We start from the raw sequence: 21371 nt of genomic DNA, 5'->3' as shown, positions 1-21371 counted from the left end.
CGCAGATGTTTTTCCCAACGGCTTTGCGTCCGCGGTACGCCAAATGGCTGATCGCAACCGGACTCTTCCTGATGCTCGGTGGCTGTGTTGATAAACCCAACACACTCGAGCGCGTAAAGGAGGATGGTGTGCTGCGGGTGATTACCCGTAACAGCCCCGCCACCTACTTTCAGGATCGCAGCGGTGAAACCGGCTTCGAATACGAGCTGGTGAAGCGCTTCGCCGACGATTTGGGGGTCGAGCTGAAGATCGAGACCGCCGACAACCTCGACGACCTGTTCAACCAGATCGGCAAGCCGAACGGCCCGGTGCTGGCGGCGGCAGGTCTGGTCAGCAGCGAGGATCGCAAGAAGCAGGTGCGGTTTTCCCACTCCTACCTCGAAGTCACCCCGCAGATCATCTACCGCAACGGCCAGTCGCGCCCTACCGATCCAGGTGATCTGGTCGGCAAGAAGATCATGGTGCTCAAGGGCAGCACCCACGCCGAACAACTGGCGGAGCTGAAAAAGAAGTTTCCGGGCATCGAATACGAAGAGTCCGACGCCGTTGAAGTGGTCGACCTGCTGCGCATGGTCGATGAAGGCCAGATCGATCTGACGCTGGTCGACTCCAACGAAGTGGCGATGAACCAGGTGTACTTCACCAACATCCGCGTGGCCTTCGACCTCGGCGATGCGCGCAGTCAGAGTTGGGCGGTGGCCGCCGGCGAAGACAACAGCCTGCTCAACGAGATCAACGCCTACCTCGACAAGGTGCAGAAAAACGGCACCCTGCAGCGCCTGAAAGACCGTTACTACGGCCATGTCGATGTCCTCGGCTACATGGGCGCCACCACCTTCGCCCAGCACTTGCAGCAGCGCCTGCCCAAATACGAACAGCACTTCAAGACTTACGCCAAGAAAGAGAAAGTCGACTGGCGGCTGCTGGCGGCCATCGGTTATCAGGAATCGCTGTGGCAACCGGCGGTCACCTCGAAAACCGGCGTACGCGGTCTGATGATGCTGACCCAGAACACCGCCCAGGCGATGGGCGTGTCGAACCGTCTTGATCCCAAGCAAAGCATCATGGGCGGCGCCAAGTACCTGGCCTACATGAAGGATCAGCTCGACGATTCGATCAAGGAGCCGGATCGCACCTGGTTTGCCCTGGCGGCGTACAACGTCGGCAGCGGTCACCTGGATGACGCGCGCAAGCTGACGGCCAAGGAAGGGTTGAACCCCGACAAATGGCTCGATGTGAAGAAGATTTTGCCGCGGCTGTCGCAGAAGCAGTGGTACAGCAAGACCCGCTATGGCTATGCCCGAGGCGGCGAGCCGGTGCATTTCGTGGCGAACATCCGTCGCTACTACGACATCCTGACCTGGGTGACCCAGCCGCAGCTTGAAGGCGATCAGGTGGCCGAGGGCAATCTGCATGTGCCGGGGATCGACAAGTCAAAACCGGCTCAAGAGCCTGCCCCGCTCTAACCAACAGCATAAATCCAATGAGGGAGCGGGCTTGCTCGCGAAGGCGGAGTTTCAGTCGACATATTCTTTGACTGATACACCGCCTTCGCGAGCAAGCCCGCTCCCACATTGGGTTCTGGGGTGTTGATTAGTGCTTGGCGGCCGCCAGAATCAGCGTTTTCATCTCGGAAACAGCTGACTTGAAGCCCACGAACAACGCATGCGCCACCAGCGCATGGCCGATGTTCAATTCGTTGATGCCCTTGATCGCCGCCACGGCTTCGACGTTGTGATAATGCAGGCCATGCCCGGCATTGACGATCAGGCCCTGCGCCAGACCGAACGCCACGCCGTCCGCCACACGCTTCAATTCTTCAGCAACTTCGGTCGGGGTTTCGGCATCGGCGTAACGCCCGGTGTGCAGCTCGATGGCCGGCGCACCAACGCGTTTCGACGCAGCGATCTGACGCTCGTCGGCATCGATGAACAACGACACTTCGCTGCCGATCTTCGACAGGCGCTCGACCGCCGCCCTGATCCGCTCCTCCTGCCCCGCTACATCCAGACCGCCTTCAGTGGTCAGTTCCTGACGGGTTTCCGGAACCAGGCAGATGTGCGCCGGACGGATGCGCTCGGCGAACGCCATCATTTCTTCGGTGACGCCCATTTCGAAGTTCATGCGGGTCTGCAGCACATCCTTGAGCAACAGCACGTCGCGCTCCTGGATGTGCCGGCGGTCTTCACGCAGGTGCACGGTGATGCCGTCGGCGCCCGCCTCTTCCGCGTCCAGCGCTGCCTTGACCGGATCCGGGTAGCGTGTGCCACGGGCCTGACGCAGGGTGGCGACGTGGTCGATGTTCACGCCAAGAAGAATGCGATTGCTGGTGGTCACGGATGCGCTCCTGAATTTAGAGATTCGGCGCACAGCATACGGGGTGATCAGGGCTTGCGAAATAGCTCGCGGCTGACGAGGGGACGACCGCCCAAGTGCACGGCCAGTGCCTGACGCATCAGACGCTTGGCGGCGGACAGTGCGCCGGGAGCGGTCCAGTCGGCTTCAGCCATGGCCAGCAGCTCCGTGCCGTTGAACAGGCCCGGCTGCAGCAGAAATACGCGTTCAAGTCCGGCGTCCACTTGCAGACGATAGAGACCGTCCGGCGCGACCGGTTCGCTGTGGATATCGGTGTTCAGGGAGAAGCCATAACCGAGATCATCCAGCAGGCGCCATTCGAATGAGCGCAACAGCGGCTCCAGCGGCCGCCCTTCGGCCAAAGCCAGCAAAGTCGCTGCGTAGTGATCGAACACCGCCGGATGCGGGTCTTCGGCGGGGAGCAAACGGATCAACAACTCATTGAGGTAGAGACCGCTGAACAACGCCTCGCCGACCATCCACGTCGCATTGCCGGCACTTTCCATGCGCCCGACGTTCTTCAATTCACCCTTGCCACGAAACTCGACTTCCAGCGGCACGAACGGCCGTGCCAGTGTCCCGGCCTTGCCCCGCGCACTGCGCAACACCGCCCGCAGCCGCCCTTGTGGCGTGAGGAAGTCGACCAGCGCGCTGGTTTCGCGGTAGGCGCGCGAATGCAGGACGTAGGCGAGTTGGGCGGGAGGTGGGGTTTGCGACATGGAGTTCTCGATGAAGAAACGCAGCTTTGTAAACAACCCAAAACCAAATGTGGGAGCGGGCTTGCTCGCGAATGCGGTGTAACAGTCAACATCAATGCTGAATGCTACACCGCATTCGCGAGCAAGCCCGCTCCCACAGGGGGTTCTCCGGTGCCTCAGAAAACCGCTATTTACAGATCGCCGTAACCCAGCGAACGCAGTGCACGTTCGTCGTCGGACCAGCCGCCCTTCACCTTGACCCATAGGTTGAGCATGATCTTGGAGTCGAACAGCAGCTCCATGTCCTTGCGCGCTTCGGTGCCGATGCGCTTGATGCGCTCGCCCTTGTCGCCAATGATGATCTTCTTCTGGCCGTCACGTTCGACGAGGATCAGCGCATGGATATGCAGAGTCTTGCCCTGCTGCTTGAACTCTTCGATCTCGACGGTGATCTGGTACGGCAGCTCGGCGCCCATCTGGCGCATGATTTTCTCACGCACCAGTTCGGCAGCGAGGAAGCGGCTGCTGCGGTCGGTGATCTGGTCTTCCGGGAAGAAGTGATCGTTCTCCGGCAGGTGATCGGCGATGACCTTTTCCAGCGCGTCGAGGTTGTGCCCGTGCTGCGCGGAGATAGGGATGATCTGCGCGTTCGGCAGCTGTTCCTGCAACCACGACAGGTGCGGCATCAGCTCGGCCTTGTCTTCGATGCGGTCGGTCTTGTTCAGCGCGACGATCAGCGGGCCGGTCACGTACTGCACGCGCTCCAGGACCATCTGGTCTTCTTCGGTCCACTTGGTGCGATCGACCACGAAGATCACCACGTCGACATCTTTCAACGCTGCCGAAGCGGTTTTGTTCATGTAACGGTTCAGAGCCTTTTCGCCACCCTTGTGCATGCCGGGGGTGTCGACGTAGATCGCCTGCACGTCACCCTCGGTCTTGATCCCGAGCATGTTGTGACGGGTGGTCTGCGGCTTGCGCGAAGTGATCGCGAGCTTCTGGCCGAGGATGTGGTTGAGCAACGTCGACTTGCCGACGTTGGGACGGCCGACGATGGCAACGTAGCCACAGCGAGTTGCGTTTGTATCAGTCATTGCCATTCTCCACGCCCAGGGCAATCAGTGCTGCGGCGGCCGCTACCTGTTCGGCAATACGACGGCTCACACCCTGACCTCGGCTTTTTTCATTCAATAAGACCACTTCGCACTCGACGAAGAAGGTACGGCAGTGCGGTTCACCCTGGATATCCACCACTTCGTAGCGTGGCAGTTCGCAACCGCGCGATTGCAGGTGTTCCTGCAGACGGGTCTTGGGATCCTTGTTGGTGTCGACCAGCGTCAGGCCTTCGAACTCACCGGCCAGCCAGGCCAGTACGCGCTCGCGAGCGACGTCCATGCCGGCATCGAGGTAGATCGCACCGATCAGCGCTTCGAGGGCATCGGCCAGAATCGATTCGCGACGGAAGCCACCGCTTTTCAGTTCGCCCGAGCCCAGACGCAGGTAGTCGCCCAGGTCGAAACCACGGGCCAGCACGGCCAGTGTCTCACCCTTCACCAGACGTGCGCGCAAACGCGACAACTGGCCTTCGCGGGCCAGCGGGAAGCGATCAAACAGCGCCTCGCCGGCGACGAAGTTGAGGATGGCATCGCCGAGGAATTCCAGGCGTTCGTTGTTACGCCCGGCAAAGCTGCGGTGCGTGAGGGCCAGCAGCATCAGCTCCTGATCCTTGAAGGTGTAACCGAGCTGGCGCTCGAGACGGCTTAGAGAAACGCTCACGGTTTACCCACGCTGAGTTCGTGGCTGGATTCCACTGCCATCGCCGGGGTACGGCGCAGGCCTGGGACAATTAACGCTGTGTTCAAAAATGACGTCCTGAATATCGTGGCTTCATGCCCTGGTGCCGATTTGTGTCGACTCCAGAAATGCATTCGGCGCTGTGGTCAACAGCGCCGTGATTGATTACTTGATCAGGCCAACCCGCGAGAAATTCGGCAGGTGGCTGAGTTTCGGTTCCGGCCAGCTCATCCAGACAGCGAAGGCTTTGCCGACGATATTCTGGTCGGGAACCATGCCCAGCAAATCCTTGGGAATGTTCGGATCATCCCAGTAGCGACTGTCGTTGGAGTTGTCGCGGTTGTCGCCCATCATGAAGTAATGGCCGGCCGGCACGGTCCAGGTACGGTCCGGGGTTGCGCGGTAGCGGCTCATTTCCTTGCGGATCAGGTGCTCGGCGGCGCCGAGTTTTTCCTTGTAGAGCTCCGCGCTGCCCAGCGTGCCCGGCTCGGAGCCGACCAGTTGCTCGGCAATCGACTCGCCATTGACCAACAGACGCTTGTCGGCGGTGTAACGCACCGTGTCGCCCGGCAGGCCGACTACACGCTTGATGTAGTTGACGTTCGGGTCGCTCGGGTAGCGGAACACCATCACATCGCCACGCTGCGGATCACCGACTTCGATGATTTTCTTGTCGATCACCGGCAGGCGGATCCCGTAAGAAAACTTGTTCACCAGAATGAAGTCGCCCACGTCCAGAGTCGGTTTCATCGAGCCGGACGGAATCTGGAACGGTTCCACCAGGAACGAACGCAGCACCAGCACGATGAACAGCACCGGAAAGAACGACTTGCCGTATTCAACCAGCAACGGCTCTTTGTTCAGCTTCTCGACCACCACGGGCTCGGGCTGGCTGACACTGCCTTGATAAGAGGCAATGGCAGCACGCCGACGCGGCGCCAGGAACAGCAGATCGAGCAACGCCAACAGGCCGCAGACGAACACGGCGATGACCAGCAACAGCGGGAAATTTAGTGACATAGGACCTGACTATTCCAACCTGAGCACGGCAAGGAAGGCTTCTTGTGGAATTTCCACGTTGCCGACCTGCTTCATGCGTTTCTTACCGGCCTTTTGCTTTTCAAGCAGCTTTTTCTTACGGCTTACGTCACCGCCGTAGCATTTGGCCAATACGTTCTTTCTGAGTGCCTTGACGGTTGTCCGGGCAACGATCTGACCGCCAATGGCCGCCTGGATCGCCACGTCGAACATCTGACGAGGAATCAGTTCCTTCATCTTCTCGGTCAACTGGCGACCTTTGAAGTGCGAATTGTCACGGTGCACGATCAACGCCAGGGCATCGACCTTGTCACCGTTGATCAGCACGTCCAGTTTCACCAGATTAGCCGATTGGTAACGATCGAAATGGTAATCCAGCGAAGCATAGCCACGGCTGGTGGATTTGAGACGGTCGAAGAAGTCCAGGACCACTTCGTTCATCGGCAGGTCGTAAGTGACCTGCACCTGATTGCCGAGGAACAGCATGTCGACCTGCACACCGCGCTTCTCGATGCACAGGGTGATGACGTTGCCCAGGTGTTCCTGCGGAACCAGGATGTTGGCACGCACGATCGGCTCGCGCATGTCCTCGATGGCTGACACATCCGGAAGTTTGGACGGGTTGTCGACGTAAATCGTTTCACCGGTTTTCAGCACCAGCTCGAAAATTACCGTTGGCGCGGTGGTGATCAGATCCAGGTCGTATTCGCGCTCGAGGCGCTCCTGGATGATCTCCATGTGCAGCATGCCGAGGAACCCGCAACGGAAGCCGAATCCCAGGGCGTCGGAGCTTTCCGGGGTGTACTGCAGCGACGAGTCGTTCAGGGTCAGTTTCTGCAGCGCTTCGCGGAAGTCCTCGAAGTCGTCGGAGCTGACCGGGAACAGACCGGCGTAAACCTGTGGCTGGATGCGTTTGAAACCGGGCAGAACCGGGACATCCGGGGTCGAACTCAGGGTCAGGGTGTCACCGACCGGTGCACCGTGAATGTCCTTGATGCTGGCGATGATGAAGCCCACTTCGCCGGCCTTGAGGTCAGCGGTAGCGGTGTGCTTCGGGTTGAATACACCAACGCTGTCGACCAGGTGGATCTTGCCGGTGGATTTCACCAGGATCTTGTCACCCTTTTTCACGCGGCCATGACGCACGCGCACCAGGGAAACAACGCCCAGGTAGTTGTCGAACCAGGAGTCGATGATCAGCGCTTGCAGCGGATCTTCGATGTTGCCGGTCGGCGCAGGAATGGTCGCGACCAGACGCTCGAGCACTTCGTCGACACCCAGGCCGGTCTTGGCGCTGCAGGTGACGGCGTCGGTGGCGTCGATGCCGATGATCTTCTCGATCTCGTCCTTGACGCGGTCCGGCTCGGCCTGTGGCAGGTCGATCTTGTTCAGCACCGGCATGACCTCGAGGCCTTGCTCGATGGCGGTGTAGCAGTTGGCCACGGACTGGGCTTCAACACCCTGACCGGCATCGACCACCAGCAACGCACCTTCACACGCGGCCAGGGAACGGCTGACTTCGTAGGTGAAGTCGACGTGGCCCGGGGTGTCAATGAAGTTCAGCTGGTAGGTGACGCCATCTTTGGCTTTGTAATAGAGGGTAACGCTGTGGGCCTTGATGGTGATCCCGCGTTCGCGCTCCAGATCCATGGAATCCAGTACCTGGGCTTCCATTTCACGCTCGGCCAGGCCACCGCACATCTGGATGAAACGGTCAGCCAGCGTCGACTTGCCATGGTCAATGTGGGCGATGATGGAGAAATTGCGGATATGACTCAAATCACTCACGGATCAACACTCAAAAAGGCTGCAGGCTTGGCCCGCCGAAAAATAGCCGGGAATTGTACCTGATACACGGCGCAAGCGTCACGTTCGCCTGTCACCCGGATTGCATACGAAAACGCCCCGGTCTGTCGACCGAGGCGTTTTCGCGGTTAAAGCACTGGCAACAACGCGGCCATCAACCGGCCCGTCGCAGCAACCAGACACCCGCCAGCGCACAGACCGTGGCCGGCACCAGCACCGCGAACAGCGGCGAGAAGCCGAATACCAGGCTAGATGGGCCAAGCAGATCCTGGACGATGCGGAAGGTGAAGCCCACCAGCACGCCGGTAAACACCCGCTGACCGAGGGTCACGGAGCGCAACGGGCCGAAGATAAAGGAGATCGCCATCAGCACCAGCGCGGCGGTGACCAGCGGCTGCAACACCTTGACCCAAAATGCCAGCCAGTAGCGACCGTTGCTCAGGCCCTGATCCGCCAGATAGTGGATGTAGCCCCACAGACCGGAAATCGACAGCGACTCAGGCGCCATCACCACCGTGTTGAGCAATTGCGGGCTCAGCGACACGTCCCACTCCTCGCTCGGCGCATTCAGCACCTCGGTGCTGCGCTCGTGGAACACCGTGGTGGTCACGTCGCTGAGCAGCCAGCGCTTGCCGTCGAATTCCGCACGTTTGGCGAAGCTGGAGCTGAGCAGGTGGCGCTCTTTGTCGAAGTGATAGCGGGTTACGCCATACAACAGGCCGTTGGGTTGCACGGCGTTGATATGGATGAACTCCTCGCCCTGACGGTGCCACATGCCGTGCTTGGCGCTCTGCGCGTCGCCGCTGCCTTGCGCCAGCGAGCGATTGGCCTGGGCCATGCTTTCGGTGGCCGGGGCCACGTATTCGCCGATCAGCACGCCGGCCAGCATCAGCACCAGCATCGGTTTCATGACGGCCCAGACGATACGCCCGATGGACACGCCAGCGGCGCGCATGACGGTCAGTTCGCTGCTGCTGGCCAGACTGCCGAGGCCGATCAGACAGCCGATCAGCGCGGCCATCGGCAACATTTCATACAGGCGACGCGGTGCGGTGAGCAGGACAAAGCTCAGCACATCGGCCAGCGTGTAGGTATCGCTGACGTCGCTCATCTCATCGATGAAGGCAAACAGGGTCGCCAGACCCAGAATGATCGCCAGCACGGCGATGATCGCCATGAACACACTGCTGCCGATGTAGCGGTCGAGTTTAACCACGGGCCACCTCCAGCGCTGCGCTGCGACGGCTGGCCAGCTTCAGGCGCATCGGTTCCCAGTACAGCAGGCCGAGACCGATGGCCAGGAAGATCCCGTGCACCCACCACAGGCCAAGAGCCGGCGGGACCTTGCCTTTTTCGAGGGCGCCGCGGGCGGCAATCAGGATGGTCAGGTAAGCCATATAAAGAAGAATCGCCGGCAGCAGCTTCAGGAATCGGCCCTGACGCGGATTGACCCGCGACAGCGGCACCGCCATCAGGGTCACGATGAACACCAGCAACGGCAGCGAAATCCGCCATTGCAGCTCGGCCCTGGAGCGCTCGTCGTCGGCACCCAGCAGGGTCGAAGTCGGGATCGCGTCACGGTCGGTGACTTCGTCACTGGCATCAGGTTTTGGCAGCAATACGCCATAGGTGTCGTATTTGATCGCGCGGTAATCGGCCTGACCCGGGCTGCCGTCATAGCGATAGCCATTCTGCAGGATCAAGTAGCGGTTGCCATCCGAGTGGACTTCCTGGCGGCCTTTCTCGGCCACCAGCACGGAAATCCCACGGTCCTTCTGATCGGAGCCGAGGTTTTTCTGCGAGATGAACACGCCACCGAGGTTGACGCGGTCGTCGGTCAGGCTTTCGGTGTAGGTCACCCGCGTCCCGTCACGCAACGCCTGGAAACGGCCAGGTTCGAGGGTATCGAACTCGGTCAGGGCGTCCTGCTTGTTCAGCAGCAGCTGGAACTGGTTGGCGCCTTGCGGGGCCAGGCTCAGGCTCAGCCACGCCACCACCAGTGCCACCAGCGTCGCCGGGAACAGAGTCATGCGCAGCAGACGCTGCTGACTCATGCCGGTGGCCGAGAGCACGGTCATTTCGCTTTCGAGGTACAGCCGGCCGTAAGCCAGCAGGATCCCGAGGAACAGACCCAGCGGCAGGATCAGTTGCATGAAACCCGGCAGACGGTAACCCATGATCAGGAACAGCGATCCCGGATCGAGTTGGCCCGCAGCGGCCTGGGCAAGGTATTTGATGAAGCGACCACTCATGATGATGACCAGCAGCACGGCGCTGACGGCGCTCAGGGTCAACATCACTTCACGGGACAGATAACGGAAGACGATCAAACCAGACACTCCAGGGTTGTCAGGCTAAGGCGGCCAAACAAGCAAACGTCTCGACCGGCCCGCAAGGCAGAGCCGTCGAAAAAAGATGCGGCATTATCCTGTGATTGAGGGCGCCTGTCACTGCGCACACTCACCCAAGCGTGTAATCGGTTGAAGATCGTGCCGCCGAGGGTTGTCAGGCGCAGGGAGCGAGGTTCAAACTGCCGCCTTTGTCGCAGGCACTGGCCTGCGTCTCTTCTATCTATAAGCAGGCGACTGCGGACACCGTCGAACGCCTGTGTGTTGACCATTCATTCAGGGATCCGGACATGGAACTGGTTGTAAAAAGCGTTAGCCCAGAAACGTTGAAAACCGCCACCCTGGTGGTTGCCGTCGGCGAAGGCCGCAAACTCGGCGTGGCCGCCAGACAGCTCGACGAACTGAGCGGTGGCGCGATCAGCGCCGTGCTCAAGCGTGGCGATCTGGCCGGCAAGGTCGGTCAAAGCCTGCTGCTGCACAGCCTGCCGAACCTGAAAGCCGAGCGCGTGCTGCTGGTCGGCGTGGGCAAGGATGAAGAACTGGGCGACCGTCCGTTCCGCAAAATCGTTGCCGGCATCCTCAATACCCTGAAAGGTCTGGGCGGCAGCGACGCCGTGCTGGCCCTGGATGAAATCATCGTCAAGAACCGCGACAGCTACGGCAAGACCCGCCTGCTGGCGGAAACCCTGGTGGACGGCGAATACACCTTCGGCCAGTTCAAGAGCCAGAAAGCCGAACCGCGCGCCCTGAAGAAAATCACCCTGTTGACCATCAAGGCTGCGCAGGCCGAAGTGCAGCGCGCGGTGAATCACGCCACCGCAATTGCCAACGGCATGGCCTTCACCCGTAATCTGGGCAACCTGCCGCCGAACATCTGCCACCCGACCTTCCTTGGCGAGCAAGCCAAGAACCTCGGCAAAGAGTTCAAGGATCTGAAAGTCGAAGTCCTCGACGAGAAGAAGATCAAATCCCTGGGCATGGGCTCGTTCTACGCTGTCGGCCAGGGCAGCGCCCAGCCGCCACGCCTGATCGTCATGCAATACAACGGTGGCAAGAAGTCCGAGAAGCCTTACGCGCTGGTCGGCAAAGGCATCACCTTCGACACCGGCGGCATTAGCCTCAAGCCCGGTGCCGGCATGGACGAAATGAAGTACGACATGGGCGGCGCGGCCTCCGTGTTCGGTACCCTGCGTGCCGTGCTTGAACTGAAGCTGCCGATCAACCTGGTGTGCATCCTCGCTTGCGCCGAAAACATGCCGAGCGGCAACGCCTCGCGTCCGGGCGACATCGTCACCACCATGAGCGGCCAGACCGTGGAAATCCTCAACACCGACGCCGAAGGCCGTCTGGTGCTGTGCGACGCCCTGACCTACTCCGAGCGCTTCAAGCCGCAAGCAGTGATCGACATCGCCACCCTCACCGGTGCCTGCGTGGTTGCACTGGGCGCCCACACTTCCGGCCTGCTGGGCAATAACGACGAACTGATCGAGCAACTGCTCAGCGCCGGTAAAACCGCAGACGACCGCGCCTGGCAGCTGCCGCTGTTCGACGAATACCAGGAACAACTGGACAGCCCGTTCGCCGACATCGCCAACATTGGCGGGCCAAAGGCCGGCACCATCACCGCCGCGTGCTTCCTGTCGCGCTTCACCAAGAACCTCAACTGGGCGCACTTGGACATCGCGGGCACCGCGTGGACCAGCGGCGGCAAGGACAAGGGCGCCACCGGCCGTCCGGTGCCGCTGCTGACCCAATACCTGCTGGACCGCGCCAAAGCCTGAAACCGATGAACCTGGGCGGCGTCACTTTGCGGTGACGCCGTTCAAGGCTCAGGAACCGCAATGACCAAAGTCGACTTCTACATCCTGCCCAGCGCCGATCCTTCGGCTCGTCTGGACTTTGCCTGCAAGCTCACCGAGAAAGCCTGGCGCATGGGCCATCGCATCTACCTGCATTGCAGCGATGCTGCTCAGCGTGATGATCTTGATGCGCGTCTGTGGGCGTTCAAGGGCGAAACCTTCGTGCCCCACGGCCCTGCCGAGAGCGAACCGGACGGTTTGATCGTGCTGGGACTGGGCGCCGACTGCGGCGAACATCAGGATCTGCTGGTCAACCTCGACCTGAAAGTCCCGGCCTTCGCCAGTAAATTCGCCCGTGTGGCGGAAGTGGTGGTGGAAGATCCGACGATCCGCGCGGCGGCACGGGAGAGTTTCCGTTTCTACCGCGAACAGGGCTATCCTCTGCAAGACCACCGTTTACAGCGACTCTGAGTACGCCGATGGACACTCCAAAACCGCTGCAAAAGCCTGCGCACCTGCTGGACGATCTCGAATCGATCCGTCAGTTGCTCGGCGATGACAACCTGCAACCGCCACTGCTGACCGACACGGTCGAGGATGGTGAACAGGAACAGATTCCGATGTTGTTCGAGGCCGTCGACGCCACGCCGCCGACCCTCGAACCACCACCGGCTCCGACCCCGGCACCTGCTGCCGCACCTGTGGATAAAGGCCCGGACGCCCTGCTGCACCTGGACAGCGAACTGCGCGCCGCCGCGCAATTGATCATGCAGGACGTGATCGACGACTTCGCGCCGCACATCGAAACCGAAATCAAACGCCGCCTCGAGGCGCGTATGGAACGGCTTTTGAGCCAGTACGAATAACCACAAATCCCCTGTGGGAGCGGGCTTGCTCGCGAATTCGGTATGTCAGGCACCATCATCGCTGGCTGACACACCGAATTCGCGAGCAAGCCCGCTCCCACATTTGAACCTCGCACTACCTCCCCCGCTCGCCCTCGGCCCCATGCCCCGCTATACTTCCCGGCTTTTCCTGAATAAATGCCAATAGGGTCCCGCCGCGCATGGATAAGACCTACCAGCCGCACGCCATTGAAACTTCCTGGTACAACACCTGGGAGTCCGAGAACTATTTCGCACCGCAAGGCGCGGGCGATTCCTACACCATCATGATCCCGCCGCCGAACGTCACCGGCAGCCTGCACATGGGTCACGGTTTCAACAACGCGATCATGGACGCCCTGATCCGTTTCCGCCGCATGCAGGGTCGCAACACCCTGTGGCAGCCGGGCACCGACCACGCCGGTATCGCCACGCAGATGCTGGTGGAGCGTCAACTGGAAGCCACTGGCCAGAACCGTCACGACTTGGGCCGTGAGAAATTCCTCGAGAAAGTCTGGGAGTGGAAGGATCAGTCCGGCGGCAACATCAGCCGCCAGATCCGCCGCCTCGGCTCGTCCGTGGACTGGAGCCGCGAGCGCTTCACCATGGACGACGGTCTCTCGGAAGCGGTCAAGGAAGCCTTCGTACGCCTGCACGAAGACGGCCTGATCTACCGCGGCAAGCGTCTGGTCAACTGGGACACCAAGCTGCACACGGCGATTTCTGACCTCGAAGTGGAAAACCACGACGAGAAAGGGTTCCTGTGGAACCTCAAATACCCGCTGGCTGACGGCGCGAAAACCGCTGAAGGCAACGATTTCCTGATCGTCGCGACCACCCGTCCGGAAACCATGCTCGGCGACTCCGCCGTCGCGGTTAACCCGAACGATGAGCGCTACAAAGCCCTGATCGGCAAATTCGTCGAGCTGCCACTGGTTGGCCGCCGCATCCCGATCATCGCCGACGATTACTGCGATCCAGAATTCGGCACCGGCTGCGTGAAGATCACCCCGGCCCACGACTTCAACGACTACGAAGTCGGCAAGCGCCACAACCTGCCGCTGCTGAACATCTTCGACAAGAACGCCAACGTGCTGCCCGCAGCCCAGGTGTTCAACCTCGACGGCACGTTGAATGACAGCATCGACGGCAAGATCCCGGCCGAGTACGCCGGTCTAGAGCGTTTCGAAGCGCGCAAGCAGATCGTCGCGGCGTTCGACGCCGCCGGCCTGCTGGTCAGCGTCGACGATCACAACCTGAAAGTACCGAAAGGCGACCGTTCCGGCACCGTCATCGAGCCGTGGCTGACCGACCAGTGGTACGTGTCGACCAAACCGCTGGCCGAGCCTGCGATTGCTGCCGTTGAAGACGGCCGCATCCAGTTCGTGCCCAAGCAGTACGAAAACATGTACTTCTCGTGGATGCGCGACATCCAGGACTGGTGCATCAGCCGTCAGCTGTGGTGGGGCCACCGGATTCCGGCCTGGTACGACGAGTCGGGCAAGGTCTACGTCGGTCGCGACGAAGCCGAAGTGCGGGCCAAGCACAACCTCGGCCCGGACGTTGCGCTGCAACAGGACAACGACGTGCTCGACACCTGGTTCAGCTCGGGTCTGTGGACGTTCTCCACCCTCGGCTGGCCGGAAAAGACCGAGTTCCTGAAAAAATTCCACTCCACCGACGTGCTGGTCACCGGTTTCGACATCATCTTCTTCTGGGTTGCCCGGATGATCATGCTGACGATGCACCTGATCAAGAACGAGGACGGCACCCCGCAGGTGCCGTTCAAGACCGTTTATGTGCACGGACTGGTGCGTGATGGCCAGGGCCAGAAGATGTCCAAGTCCAAGGGCAACGTCCTGGACCCGCTGGACATCATCGACGGTATCGAGCTGGAAGCCCTGGTGCAGAAACGCACCTCCGGCATGATGCAGCCAAAACTGGCGAAGAAAATCGAGAAGCAGACCCGCGACGAGTTCGCCGACGGCATCGCCAGCTACGGCACCGACGCCCTGCGCTTCACCTTCTGTTCGCTGGCGTCCACCGGTCGCGACATCAAGTTCGACATGGGCCGCGTCGAAGGCTATCGCAACTTCTGCAACAAGATCTGGAACGCCGCGCGTTATGTTCTGGACAAAGGCGAAGACTGCGGTCAGAACGGTGAAGCCTACGAGCTGTCGCTGGCCGATCGCTGGATCATCTCGCAACTGCAGCGCACCGAAGCCGAAGTGACCCGTCAACTGGATCAGTTCCGTTTCGACCTCGCCGCGCAAGCGCTGTACGAGTTCATCTGGAACCAGTACTGCGACTGGTATCTGGAACTGTCCAAGCCTGTGCTGTGGGACGAAAACGCTCCGGTCGAGCGCCAGCGCGGCACCCGTCGCACGCTGGTGCGCGTACTGGAAGTGGCGCTGCGCCTGGCGCACCCGTTCATGCCGTTCATCACTGAAGAAATCTGGCAGCGCATCGCGCCGCTGGCCGGTATTCAGGGCAAGACGATCATGCTGCAGCCTTGGCCGGTGGCCAACGAAGAGCGCATCGATCCGGCTGCCGAAGACGACATCGAGTGGCTCAAAGGCCTGATGCTCGGCACGCGTAACATCCGTGGCGAAATGAACATCGGCCCGGGCAAACCGCTGCCGATCTACCTGAAAAACGTCAGCGCTGAAGACCAGCGTCGCCTGACCGAGAACGAAGCGCTGCTGAAGAAGCTGGCGCGTCTGGAATCAATCACCGTACTCGCTGCTGGCGAAGAAGCGCCACTGTCCGCCACCGCACTGGTGGGCGAGATGGAAGTGCTGGTGCCGATGGCCGGTCTGATCGACAAGGGCGCCGAGCTGGCACGTCTGGACAAGGAAATCCTGCGTCTGCAGGGCGAAGTCCAGCGGGTTGGTGGCAAGCTGTCCAACGCCGGTTTCGTTGACAAGGCCCCGGCCGAAGTCATCGAGAAGGAACGCGCCAAACTGGCCGAGGCTGAACAGGCCCTGGGCAAGCTGGCCGAGCAGCACGCGCGGATTTCCAGCCTGTAAGGCAAGCCGCAATGAAAGAGGGAGGCCCGCCAAGGCCTCCCTTTTTTATTCAAGAATCGCCACAAATCCCCTGTGGGAGCGGGCTTGCTCGCGAAAGCGGTGTGTCAGCCGACAAATCTGCCGGATGTGTAACCGCCTTCGCGAGCAAGCCCGCTCCCACAGTTTGAACGGTGTTGCCGTTAGATGTGGGACAATACCCGCCACTTTCAGCCATACCCGAATCGATCACCCCCATGAACGCCCCCCGCACACCCAAACCTGCGCGCAAGAAGCCTGATGCCGCGACCCCGACCAAAGCCGTCGAGCCGCGTGAAAAGGCCAGCCTGCACCCGCGCAATCGCCACCAGGGTCGCTACGACTTCCCGGCGCTGATCAAGACCACGCCGGAACTGGCGAAATTCGTGATCACCAACCCGTACGGCAAGGAAAGCATCGACTTCGCCAGCCCCGACGCGGTGCGGGTGTTCAACCGGGCGCTGCTCAAGGCGTTCTATGGCATCGAGCATTGGGACATCCCGGCGGACTACCTGTGCCCACCGGTTCCGGGCCGCGCCGATTACGTGCACTTCCTCGCTGACCTGCTGGCCAGCATGAACGACGGCAAAGTCCCGCGCGGTGCGATCGTTAACGTGCTGGACATCGGCATGGGCGCCAACTGCGTTTATCCGCTGATCGGCAACAGCGAATATCGCTGGCACTTCCTCGGTTCGGAAATTGACCCGACGGCCGTGGCAGCGGCCAGGGCCATCGTCCAGTCCAACGACTTGAACAAGGTCATCAAGCTGCGCCAGCAGGAAAACCGCAAGCACATCCTGATTGGCTTGCTGGAGCCGGGTGAACGCTTTGACCTGACCATGTGCAACCCGCCGTTCCACGCTTCGATGGAAGAGGCGACCAAGGGCAGCGAGCGCAAATGGCGCGCACTGGGCAAGGCCGATCCGAAACGCAAACTGCCGGTGTTGAACTTCGGTGGTCAGTCCGCCGAGCTGTGGTGTGAAGGCGGTGAAGCGCGTTTCGTGACCCAACTGATCGCCGAAAGCGCGAACTTCCAGCACAAAGTGTTGTGGTTCAGCACCCTGGTGTCGAAAGCCTCTAACCTGCCGGCCATCGAAATCGCCCTGAAAAAGGCCGGCGTGCTGGAAAGCCAGGTGGTGGAGATGTCGCAAGGGCAGAAACAGAGCCGCTTTGTGGCGTGGACCTTCCAGACCAAGTCCGAGCAGCAGATCTGGCGGCGCGAGCGCTGGGTTCGCTGACACTGAGCTACTTGTGGGAGCGGGCTTGCTCGCGAAAGCGGTGTATCAGCCGACATCAAGGTGACTGACACACCGCTATCGCGAGCAGGCTCACTCCTACAAAGGTTCGAGGTGCATCGCCAAATCGCAGACACAAAAAAACCGTGCCCGGATCGCTCCGGTGCACGGTTGTCGCTGCGTCTTACTTGTTCACAGCGTCGGTCAGGCCTTTGGCCACAACCAGCTTGATCACTTTCTTGGCAGGGATTTCGATGGCAGCGCCAGTCGAAGGGTTACGGCCAGTGCGGGCAGGACGCTCGGTCACTTTCAGCTTGCCGATACCTGGCAAGGTGATTTCGCCGCCATTTTCCAGCTGATCAGCAACGATTTGGCCCAGTTGGTCCAGAGCGTTACGCGCGGTGGTTTTCGGCGCGTCGATAGCTTCAGCGATGTCGGCGATCAGTTGGTCTTTAGTAAGAGCCATGTAGTGTTCCTTCCCTATCAAATTCATATGGATTGCAGAGTGCAGTGTCAGCCATCGAGCCCGATCTTCTGGATCTGGCACCCTCGGCGATAACCACGACGAGTCGGGTTATAGATGCCGAAATCAGGGTTTGGTTCGACCTGACAAATGCTGATTGCACGCTTAACGCAGTGACTTCGCGTAAGACCGGGCAAAACTAGCACAGAGACGGGGAAATATCCGCCTCTAGCTACCCATTTGGTCAGCTTTATTGCTCTAAATCGGTAAAAAACTGCATAAGGGCACCCACCCGCCCTGGATTTGCCCTTCACCCCGCGCCAAAACCAGTGGTTGCGGTACACTGGGCGCTTTTTCGGGGGAGCCTGCCCTCCTCCCTTCCAACAGCCGAGAAGCCCATGCCGATCCGTCATTGCATCGTCCACCTGATCGACAAAAAACCCGACGGCACGCCCGCAGTTCTGCACGCCCGTGACTCCGAACTGGCTGAGTCCGCGGCCATCGAGAACATGCTCGCCGACCTCAACGAGAGCTACAACGCCAAACAGGGCAAAGCCTGGGGCCTGTTCCATCCGGAATCCGGTGCGTTCCCGTTCAGCGGCTGGCTGAAGGAATACATGGACGGTGGCAAAGACTTCGCCGCGTTCAGCAGGGTTGCGGTAGAACACCTGCAGAAGCTGATGGAAGAATCGAACCTGTCGGTCGGCGGCCACGTGCTGTTCGCTCACTATCAGCAGGGCATGACCGACTACCTGGCGATCGCCCTGCTGCACCACAGCGAAGGCGTCGCAGTGACCGATGAGCTGGACGTGACGCCGTCGCGTCACCTGGACCTCGGCCAGTTGCATCTGGCGGCGCGGATCAACGTCTCCGAGTGGCAGAACAACAAGCAGTCCAAGCAGTACATCTCGTTCATCAAGGGCAAGAACGGCAAGAAGGTTTCGGAGTATTTCCGCGATTTCATCGGTTGCCAGGAAGGCGTCGACGGCCCGGGCGAAACCCGCACCCTGCTCAAGGCCTTCAGCGATTTCGTCGAGAGCGAAGACCTGCCGGAAGACTCCGCCCGCGAGAAAACCAAGACCCTGGTCGATTACGCCAGCAGCCAGGCCAAGCTCGGCGAGCCGATGGGCCTGGAAGAGCTGTCGGAGCTGATCGACGAAGAACGGCCGAAAGCCTTCTACGATCACATCCGCAACAAGGACTACGGCCTGTCGCCGGAGATTCCCGCAGACAAACGCACCCTTAACCAGTTCCGCCGCTTCACCGGCCGCGCCGAAGGCCTGTCGATCAGCTTTGAAGCGCATCTGCTGGGCTCGAAGATCGAGTACGACGAGGAGGCCGGCACCTTGATCATCAAGGGCCTGCCGACCTCGCTCACCGATCAGCTCAAGCGCCGCAACTGATGCTGGGTAATGTGCTGAAGAAGGTTGCGCTGGTTCTGCTGGTGGTCGTGGTCTATCAGAACTGGGGCAAGATCGAGCGGGTGTTCAACCCGTCGCAGATGGTCTCGGAGCAGGTTCGCGCCAACGCCGATGTCGTGCTGTATGCCACCGACTGGTGCGGCTACTGCAAGCAGACCAAACGCTTTCTCGACAGCAAGGGGATTCCTTTCAAGGAATTCGATATCGAGAAGGATGCCGAGGCGCGCAAGGCGTATGAGGCACTGGGTGGGCGCGGGATTCCGTTGATCGACGTGAATGGCACGTTGATTCGCGGGTTCGACCCGGACGAAATTCTCGCCGCCCTGCGGTAACACAAACCTGTGGCGAGGGAGCTTGCTCCCGCTGGGCTGCGAAGCGGCCCCCGCTTTTCCGGGCGAGAACACGTTCGCAGGTTTACGACTGCTGCGCAGTCGAGCGGGAGCAAGCTCCCTCGCCACAGGATGTTGTGTGTAACCGTTACTTGGCTTCGATACGGAAACCAAAACGCGGGAAGTGCACATGCACCACGCCGCCACGCGGGTCTTCACGGCGCAGGATCAGCTCTTCACGGCCAGCAAACAGCAACTCACCCACCACCGGATCAACCCCGTAATCTGTCGCGGCAATCGCCACCTGCTGCCCGGCCTTGAAACCGTTCGGATCGACAAACGGCTCATCCGGCAACGCCGCCGGCGTCGAACTGCGCGCGACTTGCAGCGCCTCCTCGGCAGTCATCTCACTCGCGGCACCATGACCAAAGCCCAGCACACGGCCCAGCCAGGCATTCACGGCCGGATATTCATCGACCAACGGCGCAGTGACGTGCGTCGCCTTGAGGAACCACAGCGGATGCGCCAGGGCAAAGTCGGCAATCGACGGCTCACCGAACAGGAAGTCGCCCTGCTCGCGCTGCAACTGCTGCTCCAGCCGCGCCATGATTGTTGGCCATTGGTGCTTGGCCTGTTCGGCCGACAGCCGCGTGGCGCTGCCGCCGCTGAACAGGCCGGCACGGTCAGCAATAAACGCCTTGATCGCTTCCGGCGGCAACTTGCCGAAACGCACCGCCACCGACTCCGGCTGGAACACCAGACTGACCGCGTGCTGGAACACCACCGAATCGGCCCATGCGGCGAAGCTGGCGCTGGTCATTTCCTGGCCTTCCGGGAAAAACGCCGGCAGGGCTTTTTCCTGCTCCAGACGACGGGCGATCAACGATGTGTCGCAATAGATGTCGGCGCCGATCTGCAACACAGGGGTCTTGCGATAGCCACCGGTCAACGCGGTCAGATCCGGCTTGGGCATCACCGGCGAAATGTGCACCGAGCGCCAGGATAAGCCTTTGAAGCCCAACAGCAGACGAGCCTTTTCGGCAAATGGAGAGGTCGGGTAATGATGCAGAATCAACTCGGACATGCTCGGCTCCGCCGCACAGAAAGTGAGTCCGCAGCTTAGCGTGCATTTGATTAGCAGCCTACAGATCTGCCTGATGGGAACCGATCAGTCAGATTGATAAGACGCGACCAGGCATTCCTTGGCGCTCTTGCGCAGCTTCTTGATCAGCCGTTCCTGGCGCAGCGCGTCGCTCTTGTCGCGGCAACGCTCGGTGTAGACCAGCGCCATCGCCGGGCTGGACAGGAAGAAGCGTGCGCCCTTGCCGCTTTGATGCATGGCGAAGCGGCGCACCGGGTCGTCGCTGATCCCGCAGTACAGCGAACCGTTGGCCGCGCGCACGAGGTAGACGAACCAGGCCTTGCTCGCTGGCTCGACGACTTCAACCGGTTTTTCGCTGAGGCTGGTCACTTCGGGATCTGGATGTGTAGGAAACAGGCCGCGATCTTATCAGCGAGTAGCCTGAAATGCCTTCAGACCTTTCAGCGCCTGCGCCCGGACCGCGTTGCGCACCAGCGGAGTCCAGCCGAGCAGCAGGCCTTTGAAGCCCAACGCCTGACGCGACCAGCGCCACAAGTCGAAGTGATCGTGGTGCTCGCAGATCTTGCCGTCACGAAAGACGAAACGCGCCTGGATATCGTTGATTACCACGTTGCCGGTCTGGCTGAACAGGTAAGTCGCCACCCAGTGCGCACCGCCGCTGCGCTCGTCGGCGCGGACATTGTCGAAGGTCAGGGAGAAGTCCTTGGCCCGAGTGGTGAGCATGCGCCACATATCGCCAGCATCGCGCCCGCGCAGTTCACCGAAAGCCGGATCGCTGAACACCACATCGTCGGTGTAGCAGGCGGCCATGGCCTCGGCATCGAGGCGCTGGAACGCCTGGTAGAAGCGGGTGATCAACGCGGCGTGGGCTTCACTCATGGGCAAACTCCGGGAAATGGACAGAATGCCAGCACGATAAGCTGCAAATCGAAGAAACACTATCGGCATTCGCAAAGCGAATATCAGCAACACACAGAACCACTGTAGGAGTGAGCCTGCTCGCGATAACGGTGTATCAGTCAGCGCAATGTTGACCGACACACCGTTATCGCGAG

20 protein-coding genes are annotated in these 21371 nt (G+C 60.7%); 8 read left to right on the top strand and 12 right to left on the bottom strand.

Annotated elements, in window-relative coordinates; genetic code table 11:
- Positions 1–5 precede the first annotated feature (5 nt).
- The gene (mltF, locus tag CKW11_RS15925) at positions 6–1466 is read left to right on the top strand and encodes a membrane-bound lytic murein transglycosylase MltF (RefSeq protein ID WP_095138274.1); all 1461 of its coding nucleotides are present in this window, start codon (positions 6–8) and stop codon (positions 1464–1466) included.
- Between the two features lie 127 nt (positions 1467–1593).
- Here the strand turns inward: mltF and pdxJ are convergent, their stop codons facing one another.
- From pdxJ to lptF, 8 genes are all read right to left on the bottom strand, one after another.
- Complete coding sequence (gene pdxJ / locus CKW11_RS15920) at positions 1594–2337, bottom strand: pyridoxine 5'-phosphate synthase (protein WP_085654695.1); 744 nt, start codon at positions 2335–2337, stop codon at positions 1594–1596.
- A gap of 47 nt (positions 2338–2384) precedes the next feature.
- Positions 2385–3074 carry a DNA repair protein RecO gene (gene recO, locus CKW11_RS15915; RefSeq protein ID WP_007965159.1) on the bottom strand — a complete coding sequence of 230 codons (690 nt, stop codon included), beginning with the start codon at positions 3072–3074 and terminating at the stop codon, positions 2385–2387.
- 170 nt (positions 3075–3244) lie between these two features.
- Positions 3245–4147, bottom strand: a complete 903-nt coding sequence (gene era, locus CKW11_RS15910) for a GTPase Era (RefSeq protein ID WP_003221935.1) — start codon at positions 4145–4147, stop codon at positions 3245–3247.
- Positions 4140–4829 (bottom strand): ribonuclease III, encoded by a 690-nt coding sequence (rnc, locus tag CKW11_RS15905; protein ID WP_024011703.1) that lies wholly within the window; start codon positions 4827–4829, stop codon positions 4140–4142. The genes era and rnc overlap by 8 nt, the downstream gene beginning before the upstream one ends.
- 183 nt (positions 4830–5012) lie before the next feature.
- Positions 5013–5867: a signal peptidase I gene (gene lepB / locus CKW11_RS15900; protein ID WP_095138273.1), complete on the bottom strand. Its 855-nt coding sequence runs from the start codon at positions 5865–5867 to the stop codon at positions 5013–5015.
- A gap of 9 nt (positions 5868–5876) precedes the next feature.
- Positions 5877–7673 carry a translation elongation factor 4 gene (lepA, locus tag CKW11_RS15895; RefSeq protein WP_003221926.1) on the bottom strand — a complete coding sequence of 599 codons (1797 nt, stop codon included), beginning with the start codon at positions 7671–7673 and terminating at the stop codon, positions 5877–5879.
- Positions 7674–7845: 172 nt separating this feature from the next.
- The gene (gene lptG / locus CKW11_RS15890) at positions 7846–8907 is read right to left on the bottom strand and encodes an LPS export ABC transporter permease LptG (protein ID WP_095138272.1); all 1062 of its coding nucleotides are present in this window, start codon (positions 8905–8907) and stop codon (positions 7846–7848) included.
- Positions 8900–10021, bottom strand: coding sequence for an LPS export ABC transporter permease LptF (lptF, locus tag CKW11_RS15885; RefSeq protein WP_095138271.1), 1122 nt, complete (start codon positions 10019–10021; stop codon positions 8900–8902). The genes lptG and lptF overlap by 8 nt, the downstream gene beginning before the upstream one ends.
- A 308-nt stretch (positions 10022–10329) precedes the next feature.
- Here lptF and CKW11_RS15880 point away from each other — a divergent pair, with 308 nt between their 5' ends.
- The 5 genes from CKW11_RS15880 (at position 10330) to rlmF (ending at position 17004) form a co-directional block, all read left to right on the top strand.
- A complete protein-coding gene (locus tag CKW11_RS15880) occupies positions 10330–11820 on the top strand; it encodes a leucyl aminopeptidase (RefSeq protein ID WP_095138270.1) in 1491 nt (496 codons plus the stop codon).
- Between the two features lie 60 nt (positions 11821–11880).
- A complete protein-coding gene (locus CKW11_RS15875) occupies positions 11881–12309 on the top strand; it encodes a DNA polymerase III subunit chi (RefSeq protein ID WP_095138269.1) in 429 nt (142 codons plus the stop codon).
- A gap of 8 nt (positions 12310–12317) precedes the next feature.
- Complete coding sequence (locus tag CKW11_RS15870; protein WP_095138268.1) at positions 12318–12704, top strand: DNA polymerase III subunit chi; 387 nt, start codon at positions 12318–12320, stop codon at positions 12702–12704.
- A 200-nt stretch (positions 12705–12904) separates the two neighbouring features.
- Positions 12905–15751 (top strand): valine--tRNA ligase, encoded by a 2847-nt coding sequence (locus CKW11_RS15865; protein WP_007965170.1) that lies wholly within the window; start codon positions 12905–12907, stop codon positions 15749–15751.
- A 233-nt stretch (positions 15752–15984) separates the two neighbouring features.
- Positions 15985–17004 (top strand): 23S rRNA (adenine(1618)-N(6))-methyltransferase RlmF, encoded by a 1020-nt coding sequence (gene rlmF / locus CKW11_RS15860; RefSeq protein WP_095138267.1) that lies wholly within the window; start codon positions 15985–15987, stop codon positions 17002–17004.
- Between the two features lie 181 nt (positions 17005–17185).
- Here rlmF and CKW11_RS15855 read toward each other — a convergent pair whose 3' ends face one another.
- Positions 17186–17467 (bottom strand): HU family DNA-binding protein, encoded by a 282-nt coding sequence (locus CKW11_RS15855; protein WP_003221909.1) that lies wholly within the window; start codon positions 17465–17467, stop codon positions 17186–17188.
- Between the two features lie 395 nt (positions 17468–17862).
- Between CKW11_RS15855 and yejK the strand changes: the two genes are divergently transcribed.
- Positions 17863–18867: a nucleoid-associated protein YejK gene (yejK, locus tag CKW11_RS15850; RefSeq protein WP_095138266.1), complete on the top strand. Its 1005-nt coding sequence runs from the start codon at positions 17863–17865 to the stop codon at positions 18865–18867.
- On the top strand, positions 18867–19217 hold the full coding sequence (locus CKW11_RS15845; RefSeq protein WP_095138265.1) for a glutaredoxin family protein: 351 nt from the start codon (positions 18867–18869) through the stop codon (positions 19215–19217). The genes yejK and CKW11_RS15845 overlap by 1 nt, the downstream gene beginning before the upstream one ends.
- A gap of 145 nt (positions 19218–19362) precedes the next feature.
- Here the strand turns inward: CKW11_RS15845 and CKW11_RS15840 are convergent, their stop codons facing one another.
- The 3 genes from CKW11_RS15840 to CKW11_RS15830 all read right to left on the bottom strand — a co-directional run bounded on the left by CKW11_RS15840 (position 19363) and on the right by CKW11_RS15830 (position 21195).
- Entirely contained in the window at positions 19363–20298 is a 936-nt protein-coding gene (locus CKW11_RS15840) for a glutathione S-transferase family protein (protein WP_095138264.1), read from the bottom strand.
- A gap of 84 nt (positions 20299–20382) precedes the next feature.
- Positions 20383–20685: a GIY-YIG nuclease family protein gene (locus CKW11_RS15835; RefSeq protein WP_095138263.1), complete on the bottom strand. Its 303-nt coding sequence runs from the start codon at positions 20683–20685 to the stop codon at positions 20383–20385.
- Between the two features lie 39 nt (positions 20686–20724).
- Positions 20725–21195, bottom strand: a complete 471-nt coding sequence (locus tag CKW11_RS15830; protein WP_027610944.1) for a nuclear transport factor 2 family protein — start codon at positions 21193–21195, stop codon at positions 20725–20727.
- Between the last annotated feature and the right edge of the window lie 176 nt (positions 21196–21371).

This window comes from Pseudomonas sp. Irchel s3a10, assembly GCF_900187525.1.
In the GTDB taxonomy this organism is placed as follows: domain Bacteria; phylum Pseudomonadota; class Gammaproteobacteria; order Pseudomonadales; family Pseudomonadaceae; genus Aquipseudomonas; species Aquipseudomonas koreensis_G.
Note: the sequence above shows the minus strand (reverse complement) of the source record. Positions and strands in the feature narration are given on the sequence as shown.

Bases quoted from the DNA above. Each gene is read 5' to 3' on its own strand.
- mltF (WP_095138274.1), top strand. From the start codon at position 6: ATGTTTTTCCCAACGGCTTTGCGTCCGCGGTACGCCAAATGGCTGATC.
- recO (WP_007965159.1), bottom strand. From the start codon at position 3,074: ATGTCGCAAACCCCACCTCCCGCCCAACTCGCCTACGTCCTGCATTCG.
- era (WP_003221935.1), bottom strand. From the start codon at position 4,147: ATGACTGATACAAACGCAACTCGCTGTGGCTACGTTGCCATCGTCGGC.
- lepB (WP_095138273.1), bottom strand. From the start codon at position 5,867: ATGTCACTAAATTTCCCGCTGTTGCTGGTCATCGCCGTGTTCGTCTGC.
- CKW11_RS15880 (WP_095138270.1), top strand. From the start codon at position 10,330: ATGGAACTGGTTGTAAAAAGCGTTAGCCCAGAAACGTTGAAAACCGCC.
- CKW11_RS15875 (WP_095138269.1), top strand. From the start codon at position 11,881: ATGACCAAAGTCGACTTCTACATCCTGCCCAGCGCCGATCCTTCGGCT.
- CKW11_RS15870 (WP_095138268.1), top strand. From the start codon at position 12,318: ATGGACACTCCAAAACCGCTGCAAAAGCCTGCGCACCTGCTGGACGAT.
- CKW11_RS15865 (WP_007965170.1), top strand. From the start codon at position 12,905: ATGGATAAGACCTACCAGCCGCACGCCATTGAAACTTCCTGGTACAAC.
- rlmF (WP_095138267.1), top strand. From the start codon at position 15,985: ATGAACGCCCCCCGCACACCCAAACCTGCGCGCAAGAAGCCTGATGCC.
- CKW11_RS15855 (WP_003221909.1), bottom strand. From the start codon at position 17,467: ATGGCTCTTACTAAAGACCAACTGATCGCCGACATCGCTGAAGCTATC.
- yejK (WP_095138266.1), top strand. From the start codon at position 17,863: ATGCCGATCCGTCATTGCATCGTCCACCTGATCGACAAAAAACCCGAC.
- CKW11_RS15845 (WP_095138265.1), top strand. From the start codon at position 18,867: ATGCTGGGTAATGTGCTGAAGAAGGTTGCGCTGGTTCTGCTGGTGGTC.
- CKW11_RS15840 (WP_095138264.1), bottom strand. From the start codon at position 20,298: ATGTCCGAGTTGATTCTGCATCATTACCCGACCTCTCCATTTGCCGAA.
- CKW11_RS15830 (WP_027610944.1), bottom strand. From the start codon at position 21,195: ATGAGTGAAGCCCACGCCGCGTTGATCACCCGCTTCTACCAGGCGTTC.